Annotated in this window: 22 protein-coding genes; 5 read left to right on the forward strand and 17 right to left on the reverse strand. The window is 74.8% G+C overall.

What is annotated here, in order from left to right; all coding sequences use genetic code 11:
- The first annotated feature begins 54 nt into the window (after nt 1-54).
- Nucleotides 55-1,809 carry an Hsp70 family protein gene (locus HWY08_RS20160; protein WP_235969726.1) on the forward strand — a complete coding sequence of 585 codons (1,755 nt, stop codon included), beginning with the start codon at nt 55-57 and terminating at the stop codon, nt 1,807-1,809.
- A 41-nt stretch (nt 1,810-1,850) separates the two neighbouring features.
- Here the strand turns inward: HWY08_RS20160 and HWY08_RS20165 are convergent, their stop codons facing one another.
- Genes HWY08_RS20165 through HWY08_RS20175 form a run of 3 tightly spaced genes read right to left on the reverse strand, consistent with a single transcriptional unit; the run spans nt 1,851 to nt 3,502 of the window.
- Entirely contained in the window at nt 1,851-2,519 is a 669-nt protein-coding gene (locus tag HWY08_RS20165) for a DedA family protein (RefSeq protein WP_176068612.1), read from the reverse strand.
- Between the two features lie 6 nt (nt 2,520-2,525).
- Complete coding sequence (locus HWY08_RS20170) at nt 2,526-2,975, reverse strand: cyclic nucleotide-binding domain-containing protein (RefSeq protein WP_176068614.1); 450 nt, start codon at nt 2,973-2,975, stop codon at nt 2,526-2,528.
- The gene (locus HWY08_RS20175; protein ID WP_176068616.1) at nt 2,972-3,502 is read right to left on the reverse strand and encodes a gamma carbonic anhydrase family protein; all 531 of its coding nucleotides are present in this window, start codon (nt 3,500-3,502) and stop codon (nt 2,972-2,974) included. The genes HWY08_RS20170 and HWY08_RS20175 overlap by 4 nt, the downstream gene beginning before the upstream one ends.
- A 583-nt stretch (nt 3,503-4,085) precedes the next feature.
- On the opposite strand from HWY08_RS20175, the gene HWY08_RS20180 reads away from it, so the two are divergent.
- Entirely contained in the window at nt 4,086-6,242 is a 2,157-nt protein-coding gene (locus HWY08_RS20180) for a hypothetical protein (protein WP_176068519.1), read from the forward strand.
- Nucleotides 6,243-6,327: 85 nt separating this feature from the next.
- Here HWY08_RS20180 and miaB read toward each other — a convergent pair whose 3' ends face one another.
- From miaB to HWY08_RS20195, 3 genes are read right to left on the reverse strand one after another with little or no spacing between them, the layout of a single operon-like run.
- Complete coding sequence (gene miaB / locus HWY08_RS20185; protein ID WP_176068618.1) at nt 6,328-7,653, reverse strand: tRNA (N6-isopentenyl adenosine(37)-C2)-methylthiotransferase MiaB; 1,326 nt, start codon at nt 7,651-7,653, stop codon at nt 6,328-6,330.
- A gap of 36 nt (nt 7,654-7,689) precedes the next feature.
- Nucleotides 7,690-8,163, reverse strand: coding sequence for a pyridoxamine 5'-phosphate oxidase (locus HWY08_RS20190; RefSeq protein ID WP_176068620.1), 474 nt, complete (start codon nt 8,161-8,163; stop codon nt 7,690-7,692).
- A 40-nt stretch (nt 8,164-8,203) separates the two neighbouring features.
- Nucleotides 8,204-9,616 carry a VWA domain-containing protein gene (locus HWY08_RS20195; RefSeq protein ID WP_176068622.1) on the reverse strand — a complete coding sequence of 471 codons (1,413 nt, stop codon included), beginning with the start codon at nt 9,614-9,616 and terminating at the stop codon, nt 8,204-8,206.
- 23 nt (nt 9,617-9,639) lie between these two features.
- Between HWY08_RS20195 and HWY08_RS20200 the strand changes: the two genes are divergently transcribed.
- Both HWY08_RS20200 and HWY08_RS20205 read left to right on the forward strand, forming a co-directional pair.
- Nucleotides 9,640-11,220 (forward strand): ABC transporter ATP-binding protein, encoded by a 1,581-nt coding sequence (locus tag HWY08_RS20200; protein WP_176068624.1) that lies wholly within the window; start codon nt 9,640-9,642, stop codon nt 11,218-11,220.
- Nucleotides 11,217-12,488, forward strand: a complete 1,272-nt coding sequence (locus HWY08_RS20205; protein ID WP_176068626.1) for a M48 family metallopeptidase — start codon at nt 11,217-11,219, stop codon at nt 12,486-12,488. Before HWY08_RS20200 ends, HWY08_RS20205 begins: the two co-directional genes overlap by 4 nt.
- Here the strand turns inward: HWY08_RS20205 and HWY08_RS20210 are convergent.
- From HWY08_RS20210 to HWY08_RS20235, 6 genes are all read right to left on the reverse strand, one after another.
- On the reverse strand, nt 12,467-14,179 hold the full coding sequence (locus tag HWY08_RS20210) for an AMP-binding protein (RefSeq protein WP_176068628.1): 1,713 nt from the start codon (nt 14,177-14,179) through the stop codon (nt 12,467-12,469). The genes HWY08_RS20205 and HWY08_RS20210 overlap by 22 nt on opposite strands.
- A gap of 27 nt (nt 14,180-14,206) precedes the next feature.
- On the reverse strand, nt 14,207-15,550 hold the full coding sequence (locus HWY08_RS20215; RefSeq protein WP_176068630.1) for a class I SAM-dependent RNA methyltransferase: 1,344 nt from the start codon (nt 15,548-15,550) through the stop codon (nt 14,207-14,209).
- Between the two features lie 48 nt (nt 15,551-15,598).
- Complete coding sequence (locus HWY08_RS20220; protein ID WP_176068632.1) at nt 15,599-15,961, reverse strand: TIGR02266 family protein; 363 nt, start codon at nt 15,959-15,961, stop codon at nt 15,599-15,601.
- A 76-nt stretch (nt 15,962-16,037) separates the two neighbouring features.
- The gene (locus HWY08_RS20225) at nt 16,038-16,694 is read right to left on the reverse strand and encodes a 3-oxoacid CoA-transferase subunit B (protein ID WP_176068634.1); all 657 of its coding nucleotides are present in this window, start codon (nt 16,692-16,694) and stop codon (nt 16,038-16,040) included.
- A 6-nt stretch (nt 16,695-16,700) separates the two neighbouring features.
- Entirely contained in the window at nt 16,701-17,393 is a 693-nt protein-coding gene (locus tag HWY08_RS20230) for a CoA transferase subunit A (protein ID WP_176068636.1), read from the reverse strand.
- A gap of 16 nt (nt 17,394-17,409) precedes the next feature.
- A complete protein-coding gene (locus tag HWY08_RS20235) occupies nt 17,410-18,591 on the reverse strand; it encodes a thiolase family protein (protein WP_176068638.1) in 1,182 nt (393 codons plus the stop codon).
- A gap of 138 nt (nt 18,592-18,729) precedes the next feature.
- On the opposite strand from HWY08_RS20235, the gene HWY08_RS20240 reads away from it, so the two are divergent.
- Nucleotides 18,730-19,629, forward strand: a complete 900-nt coding sequence (locus tag HWY08_RS20240) for an isoaspartyl peptidase/L-asparaginase family protein (RefSeq protein WP_176068640.1) — start codon at nt 18,730-18,732, stop codon at nt 19,627-19,629.
- A 3-nt stretch (nt 19,630-19,632) separates the two neighbouring features.
- Here HWY08_RS20240 and HWY08_RS20245 read toward each other — a convergent pair whose 3' ends face one another.
- The 5 genes from HWY08_RS20245 to HWY08_RS20265 form a co-directional block, all read right to left on the reverse strand.
- Nucleotides 19,633-20,400 (reverse strand): slipin family protein, encoded by a 768-nt coding sequence (locus tag HWY08_RS20245; protein ID WP_176068642.1) that lies wholly within the window; start codon nt 20,398-20,400, stop codon nt 19,633-19,635.
- Nucleotides 20,401-20,634: 234 nt separating this feature from the next.
- Complete coding sequence (locus HWY08_RS20250; RefSeq protein ID WP_176068644.1) at nt 20,635-20,925, reverse strand: hypothetical protein; 291 nt, start codon at nt 20,923-20,925, stop codon at nt 20,635-20,637.
- 182 nt (nt 20,926-21,107) lie between these two features.
- Nucleotides 21,108-22,184: an HNH endonuclease gene (locus HWY08_RS20255; protein WP_176068646.1), complete on the reverse strand. Its 1,077-nt coding sequence runs from the start codon at nt 22,182-22,184 to the stop codon at nt 21,108-21,110.
- A gap of 516 nt (nt 22,185-22,700) precedes the next feature.
- Nucleotides 22,701-24,050 carry an NfeD family protein gene (locus HWY08_RS20260; RefSeq protein WP_176068648.1) on the reverse strand — a complete coding sequence of 450 codons (1,350 nt, stop codon included), beginning with the start codon at nt 24,048-24,050 and terminating at the stop codon, nt 22,701-22,703.
- Between the two features lie 3 nt (nt 24,051-24,053).
- Nucleotides 24,054-24,848, reverse strand: a complete 795-nt coding sequence (locus HWY08_RS20265) for a uracil-DNA glycosylase (protein ID WP_235969727.1) — start codon at nt 24,846-24,848, stop codon at nt 24,054-24,056.
- Nucleotides 24,849-24,906: the final 58 nt, after the last annotated feature.

The following is a 24,906-nucleotide window of genomic DNA, read 5'->3' on the forward strand; positions in this document are numbered from 1 at the left end:
CGCGCCGCCCTGCGCGCGCTTGCCGGGCCGGACGCCGGCGGCGATGATGCGCGGGTGAGCGAGCGAGCCCGGCCGGCGGAGCGCGTGGAGGCGGGGACGTTCGCGCTGGAGCTGGGGCTGCCGCGCGCGCCGGCGCCCGCCGCGCAGCGCTCGCGCGCGGTGATCGGCATCGACCTCGGCACCACCAACTCGTGCGCCGCGGTGGTGAAGGACGGCCGCCCCTACGTCATCCCCTCGCGCGAGGGCCACGCCACCGTGCCCTCCATCGTGGCGGTGAACGCCCGCCGCCAGGTGGTGGTGGGCCACCTCGCCCGCGCGCAGCTCCTCTCCGCGCCGCACGACACCATCCACGGCGCGAAGCGGCTCCTCGGCCGCCCGTTCGAGTCGAAGGCGGTGCAGGACCTCCGCGCCTCCTTCGCCTACGAGGTGGTCGAGGGCGAGGACGGGCTCGCGGCGGTGCGGCTCGGCGGGCAGACCGTCTCGCTGGAGGAGATCGCGGCGGTCATCCTGCTCCAGGTCCGGGGGGTGGCGCAGGACCACCTCGGGGAGGAGGTGAACCGCGCCGTCATCACCGTCCCCGCCTACTACACCGAGCGGCAGCGCGCGGCGGTGCGGCGCGCCGGCGCGCTGGCGGGGCTCCACGTCGAGCGCATCGTCAACGAGCCGACCGCGGCCGCCCTGGCCTTCGCCCACGGGCGAAAGCTCCGGCAGCGCGTCCTGGTCTACGATCTCGGCGGCGGCACCTTCGACGCCTCGGTGCTGGAGCTGCAGGACGAGCTCTACGAGGTGGTCTCCACCGCCGGCGACACCTTCCTCGGCGGGCTCGACTTCGACCGGCGCATCGTGGAGCGGCTGCTCGAGCTCTACCGCGCGCAGACCGGCGCCGCCTTCGACGGCGACCGGGTGGCGCTCTCGCGGCTCTACGACGCCGCCGAGCGCGCCAAGTGCGCGCTCTCCGAGCGCCAGGACTTCCCCGTCCACCTCCCCTTCCTCGCGCTGCGCGGCGGCGCGCCGGTGACGCTCGACGCGAAGCTGGCGCGGGCGGAGATCGCCGCGCTGGTCGAGCCGCTCGTCGACCGTACGCTGGCGGTCTGCCAGGGCGCGCTCGCCGCCAAGGGGCTCGGGCCGGGCGACGTGGACGAGGTGCTCCTGGTCGGCGGCCAGTCGCGCATGCCGCTCGTCCACGACAAGGTCCGCGCCTTCTTCGGGCGGGCGCCCTCGCGCGCCGTCCACCCCGACGAGGCGGTGGCGGTCGGGGCGGCGCTGCTCGCGGACTCGCTGGGCCGGCCCGACGGCCCGGTGCTCATCGACGTGCTGGCGCTCCCCATCGGCATCGCCCTGCCCGACGGCCGGGTTCGGCCGGTCTTCGAGCGCAACACGCCGCTGCCCGTGAAGAAGCAGTACGGCCTCTCCACCACCGCCGACGGCCAGACCGCCTTCGAGCTGGCGGTGGTGCAGGGCGAGGCGGGGCGCGCCGACGGCTGCGAGTACCTCGGCACGGTGCGCCTCGACGGGCTGCCGCGCGCGCCGAAGGGCGTGGTCAAGATCGCGGTCGTGCTCGAGCTCGGCGCGGAGTGCCTGCTCACCGTCTCCGCCCGCGAGCTCTCGACCAACCGCGCCGTGACGACCAGCTTCGCCGCCCGGGGCCGCCCCTCGCAGGCGGTGGCGCAGGGCGAGGCGCACGCGCCGGCCGACCGCATGCTGACCGCCGGCTTCCGCCTGCCGGAGCGCCCCCGGCCCGCGCCGCCGCCCCGCGGCCTCGCGGGCTGGTGGCGGCGGCTCCTCGGGCGCGGCGAACGGCGAGCCTGACCGCGGCGGGGGGTACGAGCCCCCGCCCAACCGGACGCGCGTCACCGCTCGGGCGCGCCGGCGCGCTCCGCCCGGCGCCGCTGCACCCAGCGGAAGGCGAGCGCGAGCACCACCACCGCCACCGCGAGCAGGATGTAGTGGGAGAAGCGGGACGCCTCGAGCGCCGCCTTCTCGATGTCGTCCCCGAACCAGAAGCCGAGGCAGACCCACAGCGGCGCCGAGACCAGCGCCGCCAGCCCGTCGAAGAGGAGGAACTGCCAGTAGGGCAGGCGCGAGTGGCCGACCGTGAAGTAGGTCGGCGCCCGCAGCCCGGGCAGGTAGCGGGCGATGACCACCACCACGTTGCCGCGCCGGCGCAGGAGCTGCTCGACGTGCTGCAGCTTCTCGGGCGGCACCAGCCGGCGCAGGAGCCGGAACTCGGCGATGCGCGCGCCGAGGCGCCGGCCCATCCAGTAGATGACCGAGTCGCCGGCCAGGATCCCGAGCAGCCCCACCAGCACCATCCGGCGCAGCCCGTCGTCGAACGGCAGCGCCCGGAGCGCCGGCGTCTCCATGGGCGAGGCGAGCCAGGCCAGCACGCCGCCGGTGACGAGCACCACGTCCTCGGGCATGGGCAGCCCGAAGCCGCACAGGAGCAGCACGCCGAAGACGAAGGCGTAGCCCACGTCGAGCGAGCGCTCCCCCAGGAGGTCGACCAGCTGCTGGAGCATCGTCCGCTACCGCCCCGCCAGGTCGCGCAGCGCCGCGCGGCTCGCCTCGACCCGGCGGGCGATCTCGCCCGCCACCACCGCCGCCAGCTTGAGGCACGTCACCGGCTTGTCCTGCGCCTTCTTGAAGAAGGCGCGGCGGGTGAGCTCGAGGAGCTCGCAGTCGGTCGCGGCGCTGGCGGTCACGAGGCGCACCGTCCGCGCCAGGAGGCCCAGGTCGCCGAGGTGCTCGCCCGGCCCTAGCGTGCCGACCTCGCGCTCCCCGCCCTCGAGGCGCTGGGTCAGGCGCACCGTCCCGCTGCGGATGACGAAGAGCGAGTCGCCGGGTGCGTCCTCCTGGAAGAGGACCTCGCCCGCGGCGAGCTTCCGCTCCTGCGCGATCTCCGCCAGCGCCTCCAGCCCCGTCGGGCTGAAGTCCTTGAAGAGCGGCGCGCGCTGCAGCGCGTCGACGACGTTCATCGGCCGGACCAGCCTTCCCGGAGGTACTGCTGCGCGTAGCGCACGTAGTTCTGGGCCGAGGTGCGGAAGAAGGCGATCTCGTCCGCGGTGAGCTCCCGCTTCACCTTCGCCGGCGAGCCCAGGGCGAGCGTCCGCGGCGGCACCACCATCCCGGGCGGCACGAGGGCGCCTGCGCCGACCAGCGTCTCCTCGCCCACCACCGCCCCGTCCAGCACCGTCGCCGCGATCCCGATGAGGCAGCGATCCCGGATGGTGCAGCCGTGGAGCGTCACGCGATGGCCGATGGTGACGTCCTCGCCCACCACCGTCGGGTGGGTGTGGCTGGTGACGTGGATCACCGCGTGGTCCTGCACGTTCGTGCGAGCGCCGATGCGGACGTGGTTGACGTCACCGCGCACGATGGCGCCGAACCAGAGGGACGCGTGCTCGCCGACGACGACGTCGCCCACCACCACCGCGCTCTCGACGGCGAACACGGTGTCGTGGAGCTGTGGGGTCTTGCCGCCGAACGGTCTGATCGTCGCCACGTGCAGGAGTCTCCCGTTGGGGCCGTGGATGCTAGCCCGCGTCCCAGCGCGCCGCAAGGCGCCGGACCGGCGAGCGCCTCGGCTCCATCCGGACGGCCGGCTCCACCGGGGCGCGGCGGGCGACCGCGCTCGAACGTGGCAGAAGCGATTTGCCTCACGTCGTACCACAGTTCGCCGCATGGTGAAGCGAGCGCCTGCCCCGACGGCGCGTGACGGCGGCCCGGTGCCTGGAATCAGTGACCTGGCGGTCGTGCCACGGCCGGCTCGACGCATGCTTGTAGGCCTCCTCGCTCGGCGGGCGGTGGAGGAACCGCGCGCTCGGGCTGCCCAACAGGGCGGGGGGATGATCATGAGGATGTCGAAGCGCCTCGGTTCGTCGCTGGCGATCGCGATCGGACTCGCGGTGCTCATCGCGTGCGGCGGGAACCAGAGCACACCCACGACGCCGGGGGCGCCCGGCGGTCCATCGGTGAACCAGGGGACAGGCGGCGGAGGGGATCCGGGGGCGCCCCAGCAGCCCGGCGCGAGCGACACGCCGACCTCGCCTCCCACCACCTCCACCGATGCCGGAGCTCCGCCCGACGTGAGCGGGCCACCAACGCCGCCACCCCCGCCGCCGCCGCCGCCGCCGCCGACCGGACCGCGCGCGCTGCCGCCCGCGCCCCAGGGCTGGGCTCCCCCCGACGACGCCGCCGAGAGCCTGGCGCAGCTCGCCCACTTCTGGGCCGAGGAGCGCTTCGAGTGGAACGAGGACCGCAACCTCATCGAGCAGGTGCAGGAGCTCGATCACGAGCTGCTCGCCAAGGCGGACGTGGACGAGTGCTTCAACGGCGTCGGCCAGGCGAGCGGGGTCCCTGTCGACGGGCGCTGCGCGACGGGCACTCCGAAGCGGAACCAGTCGTACGTCTGGGGGCTCACGCGGACCGGACGTGACCTCTGGTTCGGGACGGCCGCCAACGTCGTGTGCCAGGTCGTGCTCGGCGTGCTCGCGCCCGATCCGAAGGCCTCGCTGCAGAACCAGTACTTCGTGTGCGAGGGCCAGAACAACGCCGCCGGGATGGGCGACTTCCGCCCGCCGCACCTCTACCGGTACAACCTCGACTCGGGCACCCTCACCCTGCTCGACGCCGCGGACGGCACCGAGGCCGATCAGCTGCGCAAGGCGACCTTCGGGTTCCGCTCGGCAGGCGCGGCGGACGGCGTGGTGTTCCTGGCTGGCCCGGGCCTGCAGGGAGGCATCAACATGTTCGCCTTCGACGACGCGACCGGCGAGCTGCTCGGCGCGAAGAGCCTCCCCCAGTTCAGCGACATTCGCACCTGGGTGAACGTGCGGGGCGTGCTGTACGCGGGCGTCGGCAACACGCTGGACGCGCTGGGGACGGACGCCACCGCCTCGGCCTGCCTCGCGAGCGCCGCCCCCTGCGATCCGCAGCCGGCGGGCTCGATCCTCCGCTGGAGGGGCAAGAAGTGCGAGCCCCAGACGCTGTTCGACTTCGAGGTCGTCGGCGTCATCGACAACGAGGCGGCGAACCTGGCCTTCCACGAGGGGCACCTGTTCGTCACCACCTGGCCGACATTCGGGGGCGACATCTCCAAGGTGCGCCCGGCCGGCCTCTTCATGAGCCCGTGGCTCGGCGCGGCCGGGCTCTCCGTGTCCGACGTCGGCTGCTGGCGAGAGATCTGGTCAGTCGCCGAGTACGACCCCGACCCCATCGCCCGGCTCAGCACCGGCGGAGGCGCCATCGCCTCCTTCGGCGGCAAGCTCTACTGGGGCACGATGAGCGTCCCGTTCCTGGCGACCACCATCGCCGCCCAGCTGCAGCAGGCCGGGAAGCTCGATCTCGACGCGAACCAGGACGGCAAGATCGACGCGGACGAGCAGCTCGCCCTGGCGCTCGGCAGCCACCGCTCGGTGGCGGTGTTCGCGCTCGTGGGCGACCCGGACGCGTCGCCGTTCACCCCGGGTTCGGATTGGCCGACCCGGTGGATCGAGCTCGTGTTCGGCGAGCGGTACCTGCCGCGTTACGACGCGGAGCGCCGCATGTACACCGTCGTCGCAGACGAGGCGCATCAGAACGTCGCCGGCCTCATGCCGGAGTGCGGCTCCTCCGGGTTCGGCAACTTCTTCAACGCGTACGTGTGGAGCATGACCGTCTACCGGGACGCGCTCTACATCGGGACGTTCGACTGGGTGCAGGTCGCGCGCGGGACCCTGGAAGGCCTCCTCGGGATCGACCCCAACGTGCCGCCACCGCCTGACTGGGGCACCGACGGGGAGGTGCAGTGCATCAGCTACGACGGCGAGGCCTGCGAGGAGTCCCTCAAGGGAAGCTACCAGCTCACGCTCGAGCAGCTCGGGGAGCGACTGCCGCGCGACGGCGCCGATCTCGTCCGCATCGGATGCGACGGCAACGTCGCGGCCGAGACCTTGACCGGGCTGGGAAACGACACCAACTACGGCATCCGCAACATGGTGACGGACGGAGCCGCGCTCTACGTCGGCACCGCCAACGCCATGAACATCCACCCCAGCGGCGGATGGGAGCTCCTCCAGTTGACGCCACGGCACACCTGCGCCGAGCCTCGGCCCCCGCAGATCGAGCTGGAGCAGGTGCAGGCCACGCTGGACGAGCTGCTCAGCTCGCCCGAGGTGCTCGCGTGGGCCCACACCATGATCGGCGAGCTCGCCTCGCGGGCGGCGTCGCCGCCACCGCAGGCCGCGCCGCCGACGTCGCCGTAGCGGCGGGCCGGTCAGGCGGGTCGGCGGGCGCCACGCCCGCCGTCGCACGCGCCGCGCCCCGCCGGTCCGGGGGCGCGGCGCGCTCTCACGCGGGGAGCTCGCCGCTCAGCGAGTTCGCGTGCGCCCTCGTCACCCGGACCCGCAGCACCGCCCCCGCCGGCGCGCGCAGCTCGTCCGCGTCGAGGTGGACCACGCGGTTCTCCGGCGTCCGCCCGAAGCGGCGGCCCTCCTCGCCCTCCAGCGCGCCCTCGACCAGCACCTCGACCGTGCGCCCGAGCTGGCCCGCCATGACCTCGGAGGCGATGCGCCGCTGGACCGCCTGGAGCGCCTCGAGGCGCGGCACCGCCACCTCGCGCGGCACCTCCTGCCACTCGGGCGCCGAGCCGAGCCGCCGGGCGGCGCCGGTGTGCGGGCGCGGGCTGTAGACGAAGGAGAAGGAGTTGTCGAAGCGCGCCCGCTCCAGCAGCGCCAGCGACCGCCGGAAGTCCTCGTCCGACTCGCCGGGGAAGCCGACGATGAAGTCGGTGGTGATCGCGATCCCCGGCCGCGCCGCGCGCAGGAGCTCGAAGCGGCCCAGGTACTCCTCCACCGTGTAGTCGCGCCGCATGCGCGCCAGCACCGGGTCGGAGCCCGACTGCACCGGCAGGTGGAAGTGCGGCATCACCTTCGGCTCGTCGCGGAACGCCTCCACCAGCGCGTCGGAGAGGTCGTGGGGGTGGCTGGTCGTGAAGCGCACGCGGGCCAGGTCCGGCACCGCGGCCACCCGCCGGAGGAGCGCGGCGAAGTCGCAGCCCCCGGCGTACGAGTTCACGTTCTGCCCGATGAGCGTCACCTCGCGCACGCCCACCGCGGCCAGCGCGGCGCACTCCGCCACGATCTCCGGGTAGGGCCGCGAGATCTCGCGCCCCCGCGTGTGCGGCACGATGCAGAAGGAGCAGACGTTGTCGCAGCCCTTCATGGCGGTGACGAACGCCGTCGCGCGGCCGCGCGCCGCCTCGGGGTCGGCGCCGGGGAAGACGTACTCCTCCGAGGCCATCCAGCCCGTCTCCGCGAACCGCTCGCGGGCGGCGCGCTCGATCATCTCGGGGAGCCGGGCCAGGTTGTCGGGCCCGAAGACGAAGTCGAGGTACGGGACGCGCGCCAGCAGGCGGTCCTTCTCCTGCTGCGCGACGCAGCCGCCCACCGCCAGCAGCGTGCCGCGGCGCGCCTTGTGCGCGCGGTAGCGGCCCAGCGCCGAGAGGAGCTTCTGCTCCGCCTTCTCGCGGACGGCGCAGGTGTTGACGAGGATGAGGTCCGCGTCCTCCGGGTGGGCGGTGGCGGCGAAGGCGTGCCGCCCGAGCAGCTCGACCATGCGGGAGCTGTCGGCCTCGTTCATCTGGCAGCCGAAGGTGTGGACGAAGACCTTGCGCATCGGGCCGAGGAAACTAGGTGGGAGGCCCGGCGCGAGTCAATCGGAACGGCCGAGCGAGGCCAGATCGCCCGGCGAGACGTCGCGGGCGCGGGCGAAGCCCGCCACCAGGCGCCCGGCGCGGACGCGCAGCGCGTAGAGCCCGAAGTCGGCGAGCTCGAAGGTCCTCGCGGCGTCGGGGAAGCGGGCGAGGAAGCGCGCCTTCGCCGCCTCGTGCTCGGGCGTGCCCTCCGCGAGCCGGCGCACCTCGCCGGAGAGCGTCACCCGCCCGACCTGGAGCGGGTCTCCGGCCGGGTCGTCCGGCAGGTGGAGCAGCGCCGACCACGGCGCGCCGTCTCCGAGCCCCCTCGTGTGCCGCGCCAGCCCCGAGGCGTGGACGAGGAGCGCCTGGAGGTCGCCGGAGAGGGCGAAGGGCAGGAGCCCGACGTAGGGCGCTCCGTCCACCAGCACCCCCAGGGAGAGCACCCGCTGATCGAGGAGCTGCCGCAGGAGGCTGGCGTCGTCGGAGTTCATGAGGGAGTTGTAACCAGCCCCATCCCCCTCGCCCGCGCCCTCACCGCCTCCCCGCGCTCCTCGGCACCAGCGCCTCCGCCAGCCCCTCCAGGTCCGCCAGCGTGGTCACCGTCGCCACCCGCTCCACCTTCGCGGCGTACAGCGGCATCTCGCTGTCCCCCTGCCCCCACGCCCAGCGCTCCTCGGGGCAGATCCACACCACGCGCCGCGCGCGACGGCGCAGCGCCTCCAGCACCCAGGCCTGCGGCGGGTGGTAGTTCGTGCGCCCGTCGCCGATCACGAGCACGGTGGTGCGGCGGGTCACGGCGGCGAGGTGCCGCGCGTGGAAGGCCGTCAGCGCCCGCCCGTAGTTGGAGTTCCCGGCCAGGCTCACCACCTGGCCGGCGGTGGCGAGGTCGGCGGCGCGCGCCACGTCGGGCTCGCGCCGGAACGCCTCCGTCACCTCCCCGACGTCCGAGACGAACACGAAGCTGCGGACGCGCGTGAAGAGCGCCTGCAGCGTGTAGACGAAGACGAGCATGAGCCGCGAGACGTGGCGGACGGAGTCGGACACGTCGCACAGCACCACCACGTCCGGCCGCTCGGGCCGCCGGCGCCGGAAGGCGAGCCGCGCCGGGAGGCCGCCGAGCGCCAGGTTCTTGCGCAAGGTCCGGCGCAGGTGCAGCGCGCCGCGCCGGGCGCGCGCGCGGGAGGCGAGCCGCGCCTGGAGCCGCTCCGCCAGCCGCCGCACCGCCTCCTCGGCGCGGGCGAGCTCCTCCCGCGAGAGCGCGGCCAGGCCCGCGGGCGCGAGCGCGCGCTGCCGCCGCCCCGCCGCCCGCGCCCGGAGCTCCAGCTCCGCGTAGCGGCGCGCCGCCTGCTCCAGCGCGTCGAGGAGCTCCCGCAGCCGCCCGGACACGAGCTCGAGCGCGCGCGGGGAGAGCCCGCGGGCGCGCAGGGCCTCCGGCAGCCCGGTCAGCTCCCGGCCCGCGTCCGGCCCCCCCGCCGCCGCGAACAGGCGCCGCGCGTAGAAGCCGAGCTGGGCCGAGGTGACGAGCGCGGCGAAGTCGACCTGGCGCGCCGCCCCCTCGAACAGCCGCGCCGCCGCGCCGCGCTCGCCGGTGAGGGCCGCCCGCGCCAGCGGCGACAGGCCCGGCCCGAGCTCCTGCAGCGCCAGCGCCGCCGCCCGCAGCTCCTCTCCCGAGAGCGCCCCCTCCGGCAGCCCCTCGAGGAGCCCGCGCCCCAGGCCGTCGAGGAGCCGGCCCAGGCCGGAGAAGTACAGCTCGAAGAGCGCGTCGAAGACCGGCGCGTCGGCGGCGCGCTTCACGAGCGTCACCCGCAGCGCCGCCCGGAGCGCCTCGCGCTCCTCCACGCCCAGCAAGGCGGCCGCGCGCGCGGCGTCGGCCACCTCGGCCGGCGACACCCGCACGCCGTTCTGGCGCAGCAGCCGCGCGAACTCGACGAGGCGCGCCTCCACGGGGCGACTATAGTTCCCGCCGCGTGACCGCGCCCCTCGTCGAGCTGTGCGACGTCGACGTCCGCCTCGGCGGCCGCGACGTGCTGACCGGCCTCTCGCTCGCGCTCCGCGAGGGCGAGTCGTGGGGGCTCGTCGGCGCGAACGGCTCGGGCAAGTCCACCCTGCTGCGGCTGCTCCGGGGCGAGCTGTGGCCGGCCCACGGCCGCGGCCGCCGCGTCTTCCACCTGGCGGGCGCGCCCGAGGAGAGCCCCATCGGCGTCCGCGAGCGGATCGGCCTCGTCTCGCCCGAGCTGCAGCAGGAGTACGTGCGGCGGGACTGGGCGCTGCCGGCGGAGGCGGTGGTCCGCAGCGGCTTCACCGACAGCGTCTACCCTCCCGAGGCGGCGACGCCGGCTCAGGCGGCGCGGGTGGAGGAGACGCTGGCGGCGCTGGGGGCGGCGCCGCTCGCCCGCCGCTCCATCCTCGAGCTGAGCTCCGGCGAGGCGCGCCGGGTCCTCCTCGCCCGCGCGCTGGTGGGGCGGCCGCGGCTCCTCTTCCTCGACGAGCCCTGCCACGGGCTCGACGCCGCGGCGCGGGCGGGGTTCCTCGCGCTCGTCTCGGCGGTGGCGCGCGGCGGCACGCCGGTGGTGGTCGCGACCCACCGGCGCGACGAGCTGGTCCCGGAGATCACCCGGGTGGCGGTGCTGCACGGGGGGAAGATCCTGGCGCAGGGGGGGCGGGAGGAGGTGCTCGGGCGGCACCGGGGGGGGCCGGCGGCCTCGACCGCGACCGCGACCGCGACCGCGAACCCGACCGCGAACCCGACCGCGACCTCGACCTCGACCCCGACCGCGAACCCGACTGCGACCGCGAACCCGACGCCGGCGGCCGGCCCGGCGACCGCGGGGCCCCCCTCGAGCTCGATCCTCCTCTCCATCTCCCACGCCGACGTGAACGTCGAGGGGCGGCCGGCGCTGCGGGATCTCTCCTGGACGGTGCGGCGGGGCGAGAGCTGGGCCGTGGTGGGGCCGAACGGCGCCGGGAAGTCCACCCTGCTGCGCCTCGTGGTGGGCGACGAGCAGGCGATGCCGGGCGGGCGGGTGGCGCGGCTCGACCTGGGCGAGCGCGCCAGCGTCTTCGAGGTGAAGGCGCGGGTGGGCTTCGTGTCGCCCGACCTGCAGGCGCGCCACCGCGGCGACGTGCTGGCCGAGGAGGTCGTGGCCTCCGGCTTCACCGCCAGCATCGGCGCGGTCGAGCCCGCCACCGAGGCGCAGCGCGCCGCCGCCTCCCGCGCCATGGAGCGCCTGCGGGTGGCGCACCTCGCCGGCCGGCGCATCCACGGCCTCTCCTTCGGGGAGCTGCGGCGGCTGCTCCTGGCGCGCGCGCTGGTGGCCGGGCCCGAGCTGCTCGTGCTCGACGAGCCGTGCGACGGCCTCGACCCCGAGGCGCGCGCGGCGCTGCTGGACGACGTCGAGCGCCTCGCCCGGTCCGGCACGCCGCTCGTGCTCGTCACCCACCACGCGGAGGACCTCGTGGCCGCCCTCGACCACGTCCTCGAGCTCGCCGCCGGGCGGGCCGTCTACCAGGGCCCGCGCGCCGGCTGGCGCGCCGGAGGGAGCGCGTGACCCAGCTCGTGACCGGCCTCTTCCTCGCCTTCTTCCTGGCGCAGCTCGCCGTCGAGAGCGGGCTCGCGCTCGCCAACCTCCGCCACGTCGCGCGCGCCGGCGACGCGGTGCCGCCGCCGCTCGCCGGGCGGCTCGACCCGGACACCGCCCGCCGCAGCCGCGCCTACACGCTGGCGCGCGGCCGCTTCGGCCTCGCCCAGGCCGCCTGGGGCACCGCCGTCACGCTCGCCCTGCTCTTCTCCGGCGTCCTGCCCGCGCTCGACGCGTGGCTCGCCGGTCGCGGCCTCGGCGGCGCGCACCGCTTCGCCGCCTTCCTGGCGGCGCTCGCGGCCGCCACCGCGCTCCTCGACCTGCCCTTCTCGCTCTACTCCACCTTCGCGCTCGAGCAGCGCTTCGGCTTCAACCGCGCCACGCCCGCGCTCTGGCTGAAGGACCGGCTGAAGGGGCTCCTGCTCGCGGCGGCCCTGGGGCTCCCGCTCCTCTACGCGACCTACGGCTTCTTCGCCCTCACCGGGCGCGCCTGGTGGCTGTGGCTGTTCGCGTTCCTGGCGGCGGTCCAGATCGCGCTCGTCTGGCTCTACCCCACCCTCATCGCGCCGCTCTTCAACCGCTTCGCCCCGCTGCCGGAGGGCCCGCTGCGCGCGCGGCTGGAGGAGATGGCCCGCCAGGCCGGCTTCGCCACCCGCGGCCTCTACGTCATGGACGCCTCGCGCCGCTCCGGCCACTCCAACGCCTACTTCACCGGCTTCTTCCGGCCGCGCATCGTGCTCTTCGACACGCTGGTGGCGCAGATGACGGTGGACGAGACCGCGGCGGTGCTCGCCCACGAGATCGGCCACTACCAGGCGCGCCACGTCCACCGGCGGCTCGCGCTCGGGCTCGGGGTCCAGCTCGCCTCGCTGGCGGCGCTGGCCTGGCTCGTGCGCTGGCCGCCGCTCTTCCAGGCGTTCGGCTTCGCGGCGCCCTCGCTGGAGGCGGCGGTGGCCCTCGCCTCGCTCGGCGGCGGCGCCTTCACCTTCTTCCTCGCGCCGCTCTCGAGCTTCGTGTCGCGCCGGCACGAGTACGAGGCCGACCGGCGCTCGGTCGCCCTGGCGCGGGCGCCGGCGGCGCTCGCCTCGGCGCTCGTCAAGCTGAACCGGGAGAACCTCTCGAACCTGCACCCGCACCCCTGGTACAGCGCCTGGCACTACAGCCACCCCACCCTGCTGGAGCGGCTGGCCGCGCTGGAGGCGCTGCCCGCCCCCGCTCAGGAGCGCGCCGGCGCGTAGAGCGCCTCCACCTGCGCCGCGGCCCAGCGCAGGAAGGCGTCGCGCTTCACCTTGAGCGTGGGGGTGACGAGCGCCGGGTGCTGGTCGAGCGAGCCCGGGATGATCAGCACCCGCTTCGGCTTCTCGTACTCGGAGAAGCCGGCCAGGGCGGCGCGGGCCTGCTCGAGCAGCTCGACCGCCGGGTCGCGGCCCGCCGCCCCGAGCCGCTCCAGCTCGGCCGGCGGCACGAACAGCGCCGCCGCCACGAAGGGCCGGCCGTCCCCCAGCAGCACCGCGCCGCTGAAGGGCGGGGTCGAGGCGAGGACCTGCTCGATGGGCTCGGGCGAGAGCTTCTTGCCGGTGGAGAGCACGAGCAGGCTCTTCTTGCGCCCCTCCACGTGCAGGGTCCCGTCCTCCGCGAACCGCGCCAGATCGCCGGTGCGGAAGTAGCCGTCGGCGGTGAAGGCGCCCTCCTCGTCCTCCGGGTCGAGGTAGCCCGTCATGAGCGTGCCGCCGCGCACGCACAGCTCGCCGTCCGGCTCGAGCCGCGCCTCGACCACCGAGGAGAGGTGGCCGGCCGAGCCGGGCACGCGCCGGCCGGAGAAGAGGTTCGAGGAGATGAGCCCGGCCGTCTCGGTCATGCCGTAGAGCTCGACGAAGGGCAGCCCGAGCTCCTCGAAGAAGGTCTCGAGCCCGGGCGCCGCGCCGGCGCCGCCGGAGAAGAGCCCGCGGACCCGGCCGCCCAGCTTCCGGCGCACGGCCCGGGGCGCGAGCCGCCGCCCGAGGGGCCTCGCCCAGCGCGGCAGGCGCGCCAGGCGCGCCTCGACCTCGCCGCGGATGCGCTCGTACAAGAGCGGCACCGAGAAGAGGTAGGTCGGCCCGAGCGCGAGCCCGCGCGGCACGTCCTCGCGCCGCGCCACCAGGATGAGCCGGTGCCCCTGCGCCAGCGCCAGCATGAACTGGTCGTGGCCCGCCACGTGCCCGAAGGGCAGGAAGTGCAGCCCGTCGTCCTCCTCGGTGACGGCGGTCGAGGCGCGGCCGTCCTCGATGGCGCGCAGCATGGCGCGCTGGGGGAGGCGCACGCCCTTGGGCCGGCCGGTGGTGCCGCTGGTGAAGAGGAGCAGGAACGGGTCCTCGCCGTCGCCCCCGGCGACGAGCGCGTCCAGCTCGGCGGGGGAGAGCTCGGGGGCCGCGCCCTCGAAGATCTCGCCGTAGGAGACGGCGGCGACCCCGGGCGGCAGCGCGCCGGCCGCGAGCGGCTCGCGCGCCACCACCGTCGCGAGCCCGGCGGCCGCGAGCGCGCCGGCCGCGCCGGAGAGCTTCGACCACTGCGCCGCGTCGGAGACGACGAGGAGCCGCGGCTTCACCCTGAGCCCGATGGCGGCCGCCTGCTCCCCGCCGAGCTGCGCGAAGATCGCGGCCGGCTCGGCCTTGAGCGCCTGCGCGGCCAGCGAGAGCGCCTGCCACTCGGCGCCGTTCTCGGCGAAGAAGAGCAGCCGGTCGCCCGCGCCCACGCCGCGGCCGCGCAGGAAGGCGACGGCGCGGCGCACGGCCCGCTCGAAGTCTCCGAAGGTGAGCTGGCGCGGCGGGGCCTCGGGCGCGCGGGGGTCGACGACGCGCAGGAAGAGCGCGCCGGGCTTGCGGCGCGCCACCGCCACCAGCGCCTGGGGGAGCGTCTTGGAACCGAAGGGTGCCGTGCCGGGGATGGCCATGAGCGAGATCGATCGTGCGGGGACCGCTCAGCGGGTGAGCAGCGCCACCGCCTCCACGTGGTGGGTCTGGGGGAACATGTCGACGGGCTGGATCGCCTCGACGGTGTACCCCACCTGGCCGCAGGCGCGCAGGTCCCGCGCGAGCGTGGCGGGGTCGCAGGAGACGTACACCGCGCGCGGGACGTCGAGCTCGCGCAGGACGGCGCCCACCCCGGGCGCGCCCTGGCGCGGCGGGTCGAGGAGCGCGGCCCCGTAGCGGCGGGAGGCCGCCCCGCGCTCGCGGGCGAGCCCGCGCGCCACCGCCAGCGCGTCGCCGGCCAGGAACCGCACGCGCGAGGCGCCGCGCGCGCCGGCGGCCTCCGCGGCCTCCGCGGCGTCGAGGCGCGCCAGCTCGAGGGCGGGGCCCTGCCCCTCCACCGCGTCCACGTGGCGCGCGCGCGCGGCCAGCGGGCCGGTGAAGTTGCCGGCGCCGCAGTACAGCTCGAGCACCTCCTCGCCGTCGGGGCGGAGGAGCTCCAGCGCCGAGGCCACCAGGAGCGCGTTGGCGCCGCGGTTCGCCTGCTGGAAGACGTCGGGGCGCGAGCGCTGCCGCCCGGCGGCGGGCTCGCCGGGGCGCCGCGCGTGGCGCAGCACCGGGTCGCCCACGGCGGCGGAAGGCGCGCCCTCGGCGCCGAGCACCACGCCCGCCAGCGCCGGCACGGCGGCGAGGAGCGCCTCGGCGCGGGCGCGCGCGGCGGGGGTGATCGCGGCGAGCTGCAGGAAGGCGGCGCCCTTCCCGTCCAGCGCCGACCACTCGAGCGTCACCTCGCGCGCCTCGAGGCGGGCCGCGAGGAGCGCCGGGCCGGCCACCTCGCGCAGCGCGTCCAGCTCCTCGGCGAGGAGGTGGCAGCCGGTGAGCTGCACCGGATCGTGCGAGCGGCGCCGGAAGAAGACGAGCCGGCCGGTGTGGCGGTCGAGGTGGAACTTGGCGCGGCTCCGGTAGCGCAGCGGCCGCGGCGACGGGAGGATGGGGAGCGCGCGGTAGCGGCCCGCCTCGAGCCGCCCGATCCGGCGCAGCGTCTCGGCGAAGGCGCGCTCCTTCGCCTCGACCTGCGCGCCGTAGGCGAGGTGGAGCCACTCGCAGCCGCCGCACATCGCCTCGGCGAGCGGCTCGCTCATCCCGAAGTGCGGGCACGGGGCGGCCACCCGCGCCGGCCCCTCGCGCAGGAGCCGCGCCGGCGGGACGTGGGCGGGGCCCTCGCCCCCGGGCAGCTCCACCTCGACCCGGTCGCCGGGCGCGGTGAAGGGCGCGAACACGGGTCGGCCCTCGCCGGTGCGGCCGACGCCCTCGCCGCCCGGGGCGAGATCGACGATGTCGAGGGTGGTCCTCACCGGAGGGGAGAGTCGTAAAGGACGCGCCTGCGCCGCGCCCGGCGGGCGCTAGCCGGCGCCGAGGTCGCGCCGGAGCCGCTCGACCAGCTCCTCGATGCGGGCGCGCGTGCCCGGGTCCAGCTCGAGGAGCTCGACCGCCATCCCGGCCGCCGCGCCGCCGTCCTCGTCCGGCTCGACGGCGCGGGTGACGCGCCCGGCCACGTCGATGGGCGAGCCGTCGCCGGGGAGCTGGACGATGAGCTTCAGCACCGTGCCCACCGGCAGTGGCTTGCGGGAGTTGATGAACAGCCCGCCGATGGAGATGTCGGTGGCCCAGTCCGTGAGGAAGCTCCCCTCCGACCGGTACGCCACCGGCACCTCGTGGTGGAGGCGCGCCGAGCGGCGGCGGTTGTCTTCCTTCGTCTTCGGCACGCGACGTCGAGTGTAGCAGGCGGCGGCGGGACGTCCAACGGTGCGGCGCGCCCGCGCGACGAGCGGCCGCGCCGCTTCACACCGCCATCGGCTTCACGTCCGGCGCCACGATGAGCTTCGGCTCGGTGAGCTTCTGGACCTGCTCCACCGTCGCCCCCGGCGCCAGCTCGCGCAGGATGAGGCCGTCCTGCGCCACGTCGATCCAGGCGAGGTCGGTGCACACCGCCGACACGCAGCGCTTGCCGGTGAGCGGCAGCGCGCACTGGCGCAGGAGCTTCGGCTTCCCCTCGCGGTTGGCGTGCTCCATCATCACCACCACCCGCCGCGCGCCCACCACCAGGTCCATCCCCCCGCCCATCCCCTTCACCATCTTCCCGGGGACCACCCAGTTGGCGAGGTCACCGCGCTCGGAGACCTCGAGCGCGCCCAGGATGGCGAGGTCGATGTGCCCGCCGCGGATCATGGCGAACGACTCGGCCGACGAGAAGTAGGCGGTGCCCGGGATCTCGGTGACGGTCTCCTTCCCGGCGTTGATGAGGTCGGGGTCGACCTCGTCGTCGCGCGGGTAGGGGCCGACCCCCAGCATCCCGTTCTCGGACTGGAGCACCACCTCCACGCCCGGCGGCACGTAGTTCGCGACCAGGGTCGGCATGCCGATGCCGAGGTTGACGTAGAAGCCGTCCTGGAGCTCGCGCGCGACGCGCTGGGCGATCTGCTCTCGGGTGAGGGGCATTCCTCGCTACCTCCGGGTCGTCCGGCGCTCGACGGGTTTCTGGTAGTGCGTCCCCAGCACGAGCCGCTGCACGTAGATGGACGGGACGTGGATGGCGTCGGGGTCGAGCGCGCCCACCGGCACGATCTCCTCCACCTCCGCCACCGTCACGTGGGCCGCCCCGCACATCACGGCGTTGAAGTTCCGCGTCGTCTTGCGGAACACCAGGTTGCCCCAGGCGTCCGCCTTCCACGCCTTCACCAGCGCGAAGTCCGCCTTGAGCGGCAGCTCGAGCAGGTACTCGCGCCCGCCGATGACGCGCGTCTCCTTGCCCTCCGCCACCTGCGTCCCGACCCCGGTCGCGGTGTAGAAGCCGCCGATGCCCGCCGCGCCGGCCCGGATGCGCTCCGCCAGCGTGCCCTGCGGGTTCAGCTCCACCTCGAGCTCGCCGGAGAGGAACTGGCGCTCGAACTCCTTGTTCTCGCCCACGTACGACGCGACCATCTTGCGGAGCTGCTTCTGCTGCAGGAGCACCCCCAGCCCCTGCTCGGTGGTGCCGCAGTTGTTCGAGATGACGGTCAGGTTGCGGACGCCCTTCTTCGCGACCGCGCTGATGAGGTGCTCCGGGTTTCCGCACAGGCCGAAGCCGCCCACCATGACGGTGGCGCCGTCCTGGAGGTCCTGGAGGGCGTCGTCGGCCGAGGGTCGGGTCTTGTTCATGGGGGCTCCCGGGGGCCTAGCGCTCGACCAGGGCGGCCACCGCCTCGCCGCCGCCGATGCAGAGCGTGGCGAGGCCGCGCCGCTTGCCGAGGTCCTTCATGGCGTGGAGCAGCGTGACGAGGATGCGCGCGCCGCTCGCGCCGATGGGATGGCCGAGCACGACCGCGCCGCCGCGCACGTTCACGTTCTTGCCGTCGAGGCCGATGAGCCGGTTGTTCGCGACCGAGACCACCGCGAACGCTTCGTTGATCTCCCACAGGTCCACGTCCTTCGGCCCGAGCCGCGCCTTCTCCAGCAGCTTCTTCACCGCGTCGGCGGGCGCGATGGTGAACTCGACCGGCGCGCGGGCGGCGCCGGCCCAGGCGGTGAGCCGCCCCAGCACCGGGCGGCCCTCGGCCTTGGCGCGCTCGGCGCTCATGAGCACCAGCGCGGCCGCGCCGTCGTTGATGGAGGAGGCGTTGGCCGCGGTCACGGTGCCGTCCTTCTTGAACACCGGCTTGAGGCTCGGGATCTTCTCCGGCCGCGCGAGCTTCGGGCCCTCGTCCTCGTCGACCAGCGTCTTCTCTCCCTTCCGGCCCGGCACCTCCACCGCCACGATCTCCGGCTTGAAGAGCCCCGCCTTCGCCGCCTCGACGGCGCGGCGGGTGGACTCCATCGCGTACTCGTCCTGCTGCGAGCGCGAGATGCCCTGGCTCGTGGCGCACGCCTCGGCGCACATGCCCATGTGCACGCGGTCGTACGGGTCCCACAGGCCGTCGTGGATCATGCCGTCGACGAGCTCGACGTTGCCCATGCGCGCGCCGGTCCGGGCGGCGCGGTCGTAGTAGGGCACGTTCGACATCGACTCCATGCCGCCCGCGACCACCACCTCGGCGTCGCCGAGTGCGATCGCCTGCGCGCCGGCGACGACCGCCTTGAGCCCCGAGCCGCACACCTTGTTGAGCGTCCAGGCGGGGGTCGTGTCCGGGCAGCCCGCGTAGCGCGCGGCCTGGCGGGCCGGAGCCTGGCCCTCCCCGGCTTGCAGCACGTTCCCCATGATGACCTCGTCCACGGCCGACGGCTCGACGCCGGCGCGGCGCAGCGCCTCGCGGATGACCACCGCGCCGAGCTGCGTGGCCTGGACGCCGGCCAGCGAGCCGAGGAACGAGCCGATGGGCGTGCGTACCGCGCCGACGACGACCACCTCGCGACCTGCCATGAGGGACCTCGCTGTAGGGTTCGCTCACCACCATAAAGGGGTCCGGCGGCGCGCGCCACGCGGGCGATCGCCTGCCGGCGCATGCCCCCGGACCCGCGGCTTGCGTGCCGCCCGCCGCCTGCTAAGGTCGCGGCCCCTATGACTGACACCATCCCGGCCATCCTCGTCCACGGCGGCGCCGGAAACCTCGGCCCCGACGACCCGGCCTCGTCCGGGAATGACGCGCCGCGGCTCGTCGGCGTCCGCGAGGCGGTGCGGGCCGCCTGGGCCATCCTCGACCGCGGGGGCAGCGCCCTGGACGCCGTCGAGGCGGCCGTGCGCGTCCTGGAGGACGACCCGACCTACAACTCCGGCACGGGGGCGTGCCTCACGGCCGCCGGCGACGTCGAGCTCGACGCCTCCATCATGGACGGCGCGACGCTCCGCTGCGGTGGCGTGGCGGTGGTGAAGGACGTGAAGAACCCGGTCACCCTGGCGCGGCGCGTCATGGACCGCTCGGAGCACGTGCTGCTCGCCGGGCCGGGCGCCTCCAGCTTCGCGCGCGAGGTGGGCATCCCCGCCTACGCGAACGACCTGCTCGTCACCCCCCAGCAGCGCGCGCGCTGGGAGCGGCTGCGGGGGACCGCCCCGGCCGGCCACGGCACCGTGGGGGCGGTGGCGCGCGACCGCCACGGCCACCTCGCCGCGGCCACCTCCACCGGCGGCATGGCGATGAAGCGGCCGGGCCGCGTCGGCGACACGCCCATCGTCGGCTGCGGCACCTACGCCGACGACGCGCTGGCGGCCGTGTCCTGCACCGGCCACGGCGAGCGCATCATCCAGCTCACGCTGGCGCGGCACTGCGCCGACCTGGTGGGCGAGGGCCGCCCGGCCATGGAGGCCGCGCGCGAGGCGATCCGCCGGCTGGGAGAGCGCGTGGACGGCGAGGGCGGCCTCATCGTGGTGGCGCCCCACGGCGAGGTGGGCTTCGCGCACAACTCGCCCATCATGGCGCGCGCCTACACGCGGCCGGACGGGACGATCGTCGCCGAGCTGTGAGCCCTACTTCTGGAGCGCCTTCTTCGCCTCGAGGAAGGGCTGGATCATGTCGAGCGGGAGCGGGAAGACGATGGTGCTCGTCTTCTCGGTCGAGATCTCGATGAGCGTCTGCATGTAGCGGAGCTGCATGGCGCCCGGGGAGCGGGCGATGACGTCGGCCGCCTGGCCCAGCTTCTCCGCCGCCTGGAACTCGCCCTCGGCGCTGATGATCTTGGAGCGCCGCTCGCGCTCCGCCTCGGCCTGGCGGGCCATGGCGCGCCGCATCTCCTCGGGCAGGTCGACCTGCTTCACCTCGACCGCGGTCACCTTCACGCCCCACGGCTCGGTGTGGCGGTCGATGATCTCCTGGAGCTGGCGGTTGATCTTGTCGCGCTGGCTGAGCACGTCGTCGAGCTCGACCTGCCCCAGCACCGAGCGCAGCGTGGTCTGCGCCATCTGGCTGGTGGCGAAGAGGAAGTCGGTCACCTGCAGGAAGGCGCGGTCGGCCTGCAGCACGCGGAAGTAGATGACCGCGTTCACCTTCATCGAGACGTTGTCCCGGGTGATGACGTCCTGCGGCGGCACCTGCTCGGCGGTGACGCGCATGTCGATGATGACCATGCGGTCGATGAACGGGACGATCCACTTGAGGCCCGCCGTCTTGAGCCCCACGAAGCGCCCCAGCCGCAGCACGACCCCCTGCTCGTACTCGTTGACGATGCGCAGGCCCATGAAGATCCAGAGGGCCACCAGCACCACGGGGAGCAGCAGGCCTAGGGCGGGGACGGGCATGCGCCTGTTCTACCGCGTTCCGGGGACCGGCGCCTGATCCAAGCTCCGACAGCGCTGATCACTCGAGCTGACCAAAGTAGCCGCAGCGCGCGAACCAGCCGGCGGCGTCGCTGGAACCGCCGAGGTCCATCCCGCGGTGGATGGCGCCGAGCGCGTGGCTGCTGCGCTCCAAGGTCGCGGAGGAGCGCCTTCAGCTACCGGGCAGTGCTGTCACATGCGGTGAAGCACCGAACCTCAGCGAACCACGAGGTACGTTCTCAACAGCAGCCAGCCGAGGAGGTACCCGACGGCCCCCGCTGCGATCATCCACGTTCGGGAGAGCCCGCGTACAAGCCCCTCCGAAACGAAGCGTTTGAACGCCATGGCCGAGAGAACGATGCACGCCCCCAAAACCGCAACGCTACCGGACGTCAATGCGATTCCGGCGACGAAGAGCGCTACCGCGGCGATGAACCAGCCGATCCAGCGTGCGACACGAAACGTGCGACCCACCGCCCCCTCCTCCCCTCGCGTCAGGTCCGTCATCGTGTCATCCCGGTGGTACATCGGCGAGGACGTTCGACCGCCCCGGCGGTAGAAGATCAGACGAGATCGATCACGTCAACTGGGCAGCGCTGTCAGCTCTTCCGCGTGCCGCGGGGGCGGGGTCGCGGCGCGGCGGTGGTGGCCGCAGCGGGTGGCCGTAGAAGCCGACGCTCCGCCGGTGCTCAGGGTCCATCGCCTCCCGGCAGCGCGGCCGCTCGGGTCCGGTCGCGGGTGAACTGGTCCATCCAGCGGTCGCCGAACATCACCCGCGCCGCGAGCCGGTTATGGAGCGCGCAGGTGACGCGAAGATTGCCGACCTCCGGCTTTCCTCCGAGCGCGACCGGCAGGATATGGTCGAGCTCGAGTCGCGTCGTCGAGCCGCAGGCGCTCCCATCCGGCAGACGGAAGGAGCACCGGCCTCCGTCGCGCCGCCACACCTCCCGCGCCGCCGCCGCCGGGACGTGGCGCGGGTCGTCGGAGGGCTTCGGAGCCGCCGCCCGCGGCTTCTTCACGAGGCCGCGCCGGCGGGCGGTCTGCTCGAGGAGGAGGTCGAGCGCCGCCGTGAGTACCGCCTCGGTGTCGCCGTCCGGGATGGTGTGGGAGAGCGCGTCCTTGGCGGCGTCGAGCTTCGCGAGGAACGCCTTCGAGACGGTGAGGTGGTAGCGGCGCAGCTCGGCGTCGAGCGGCTCCACCTCGTCGCGCGGGCGAGCGGCCGCGGAGAAGAGATCCGCGTCCGGCTGTACCCTTTCGGACTTCGCCGGCGAAGTCCGTTCGGGTACAGGCGCGGCGGTCCGCGCCCCCGCGGGCGCGCTGACACGCACCGGCGGAGCGATGCGCACGACCGCGGTGACCACCTCGCGCCGCGGCGGGTTCGCGACCGGCCTGAGCTCCGCGACGAGCGCCTCCGCCTCGCGCTTCGAGAGGCCATAGAAGCGCGGCAGCACCTCGCTCGCGTTCTCCGGGGTGAGCGCCTTCGAGAGCTCGTAGACGACCGACATGCACACGCGGCCGTCGCGGAGAGGCTCCACCACGGCGGGGAAGCGCTGGACGAGCGCGGCGGCCGTCACGCGGCGTGCGGCGGCGCTGCTCGTGAGCCGGAGCTCGCGCTCGAGGTACTGGAAGAGCGAGGCGTAGCCGAGCGTGCCCCACCCGCGCTGACGGTCGAAGTCCGCCAGGGCGACGAGAAAGTCGGCGAGTCGGTTCCGCTCCTCGGCGAGGAGCGAGGCGATGCGGCGGGAGAGCGCGCGGGCGTCGGTCATACGGAGAGTGTCTCATGCGTTTTGCGGGCCTCCTGGGACGCGCGAGGCTCGCGCCGGGACCGCTCGGCGACCACACCCGGCGAGAACGGGTTCGGCCGGCCGCCGCGCCTCTGAGCGGCCTGGCGCGGCCGCGGGAGAGGCCTCCTCGCGCCACCGCGTCTGCCGAGGCGCGACTCGCGCGGAAACGCGTCAAGCTCCCTTGCGGGACGGCCCAGGCGAGTAACGGTCCGTGAGTACAGGTCCGCCCAGCACGCATCTACCGCCGGCTCCGCGTGTTCACCCTCGGAATACGTCGTGAGCCGGACCACGCGGGGCCGCCTCGCAGGCGCGGCACCGCCGCGCGTGCGACGTCCGCCCAACGGCCGCGCCCGCCAGCGCGGCGCCGCCCGCCTACCTGCCGCGCCCCTTCTCTGCCGAACACAGTCGTTCGCGCGGCACCGCGGCCCCTTTCCCCGAACCTCTCCCCGCTCCCCGGGGCGAGGGAGAAGCGGGGACTCGTGTACTGCTCCGCTCCCCTCAGCGCACCCGCCCCGTCGCCGGCACCACGGTGGCCACGAGCCCCTCCACCGACGCCACCCGCACCCGGGCGCCCTGCGGGATGACCTCAGCCGCCCGCGCCCGCCAGTACTCACCGTGCACGAAGACCTGCCCGCCGGCCGGGCCGACCTCGGAGAGCGCCTCGCCCTCCTCGCCCACCAGGCCCTGGAACCCCGCCACGAGCCGGGTCCGGCGCGAGGCGGCGACCTTCCATGCCACGAAGGCGAGCAGCGCGGTCATGGCGAGCGGCGTCGGCCAGACCACCAGCGGCGAGAGCGTGAAGGCGGCCGGGTCGAAGTGGTACTCGGGCGAGCTCTTGTCGATGAAGAGGAGCGTCCCGACCAGCACGCACACCGCGCCGGCCGCGCCCGCGATGCCGTGCGTCGTGACGTACCCCTCGGCGACGAGGAGCCCGACCCCGCCGAGGAGCAGCAGCACCGCCCCGGCGTTGACCGGGATGACCCGCGTCGCCACGAAGGCGAGGAACAGGCACACCCCGCCCACGACGCCGGGCACGAGCGCGCCCGGGTGGTAGAGCTCGAGCGCGATCCCGAGCGTCCCCACCAGCATGAGCAGCGCCGCCACGTTCGGATCGGCGAGGAACCCCAGCGTGCGCTGCCGGATGGTCGGGTCGAGCGGCGTCAGCACCGCGCCCTTCCCCCGGAACGTCACCGGCTTCCCGGCCGCCTCGACCTGGCGCCCGTCGGCGGCCGCGAGCAGCGCCGGGAGCGTGGGGGCGACGAGGTCCACGACCTTCAGCCGGAGCGCCTCCTCGGCCGTGACCGAGACGCTCTCCCGCACCGCCTTCTCCGCCCACTCGGCGTTCCGGCCGCGCGCCTTGGCGATGGAGCGGGCGAAGGCGGCGGTGTCGTTCTCCACCTTCTTCGCCATGTCCTTGCCGGCCGACTGCTCCACGTCGCCGCCGCCCGAGGTGACCGGGTGCGCGGCGCCGATGTTCGAGGCGGGGTGCATGCCCGCCACCTGCGCCGCCAGCGTGATGAAGACACCGGCCGAGCCCGCCCGCGCGCCGGCCGGGCCCACCCACACCGCGACCGGCACCGGGCTCGCGAGCATCCGCTGGACGAGGTCGCGGGTCGCGTCGAGGTGGCCGCCCGGGGTGTCGAGCGTGATGGCGACCGCGTCGTAGCCCTCGGCCTGGGCGCGCGCGAGCCCCGCCGCCACGTACTCGGCGGTGCCGCTCGTGATGGCATCCTGGACGGAGAGGTGGAGCACGCGCGGCGGCGCGGCGGCGGAGGCGCCCGGCGGCGGGGCGGCGCCGGAGGGCGCGAGCGCGGCCGCGAGGGTGAGGGCGAGGACCGCGGCGCGCATGGTTCACCTCACGGGGGGGACCTTCCCCAGCTCCTTCATGACGAGCTGCAGATCCTGCCACGCCCGGGCCTTCTCGGGTGGGTTGCGGAGCAGGTAGGCGGGGTGAAAGGTCGGCATGAGCTTCACGCCCTCGTAATCGCGCCAGCGGCCCCGCTGCTTGGTGATGGGGGTCGGGTCGCGGAGCAGCGTCTGCACCGCGAAGCGGCCGAGCGCGACCACCACCTTCGGCCGCACGGCCGCGATCTGCGCCTTCAGGAACGGCTCGCAGGCGGCGATCTCGTCCGGCTCCGGGTCGCGGTTCCCGGGCGGCCGGCACTTCACCACGTTCGCGATGTAGACCTCCTCGCGCCGGTAACCCATCGCCTCGATCATCTTGGTGAGGAGCTGGCCCGCCTTGCCGACGAACGGCTCGCCCTGCTGATCCTCGTCCGCGCCCGGCCCCTCGCCCACGAACATGAGCTCGGCGGACGGGTTCCCCACGCCGAAGACCAGCTTCGTGCGCCCGGGCCCGAGCTTGCAGCGGGCGCAGTCGCCGAGCTCGGTGCGTACCGCGAGGAGCGCGGGGGAGCCGCAGCCCTTTTCACCATTTGTGACGGCCGCGGTCGAAGCCGCGGTCGCGGTCGCGGTCGCGGTCGCGGTCGAGGTCGAGGTCGAGGTCGAGGTCGCGGTCGAGGTCGAAACCGCCCGCCCCCCCTCGATCTCCCCCACCCCCGCGTCCCGCAGCCACTCGAGGTGCGCCCGCGCCTCGGCGCGGATCCGCTCCAGCTCGCGGGTAGTCTCGTGTGCGCCTTCGCTCACCTGCACCTCGCTCCGCGCCGTTGCCGCCCCTCGGGCGCGATCCCTAGAATCCGCCGCC

Origin of the sequence: Anaeromyxobacter diazotrophicus, from assembly GCF_013340205.1 — a bacterium.
Lineage (GTDB): Bacteria > Myxococcota > Myxococcia > Myxococcales > Anaeromyxobacteraceae > Anaeromyxobacter_A > Anaeromyxobacter_A diazotrophicus.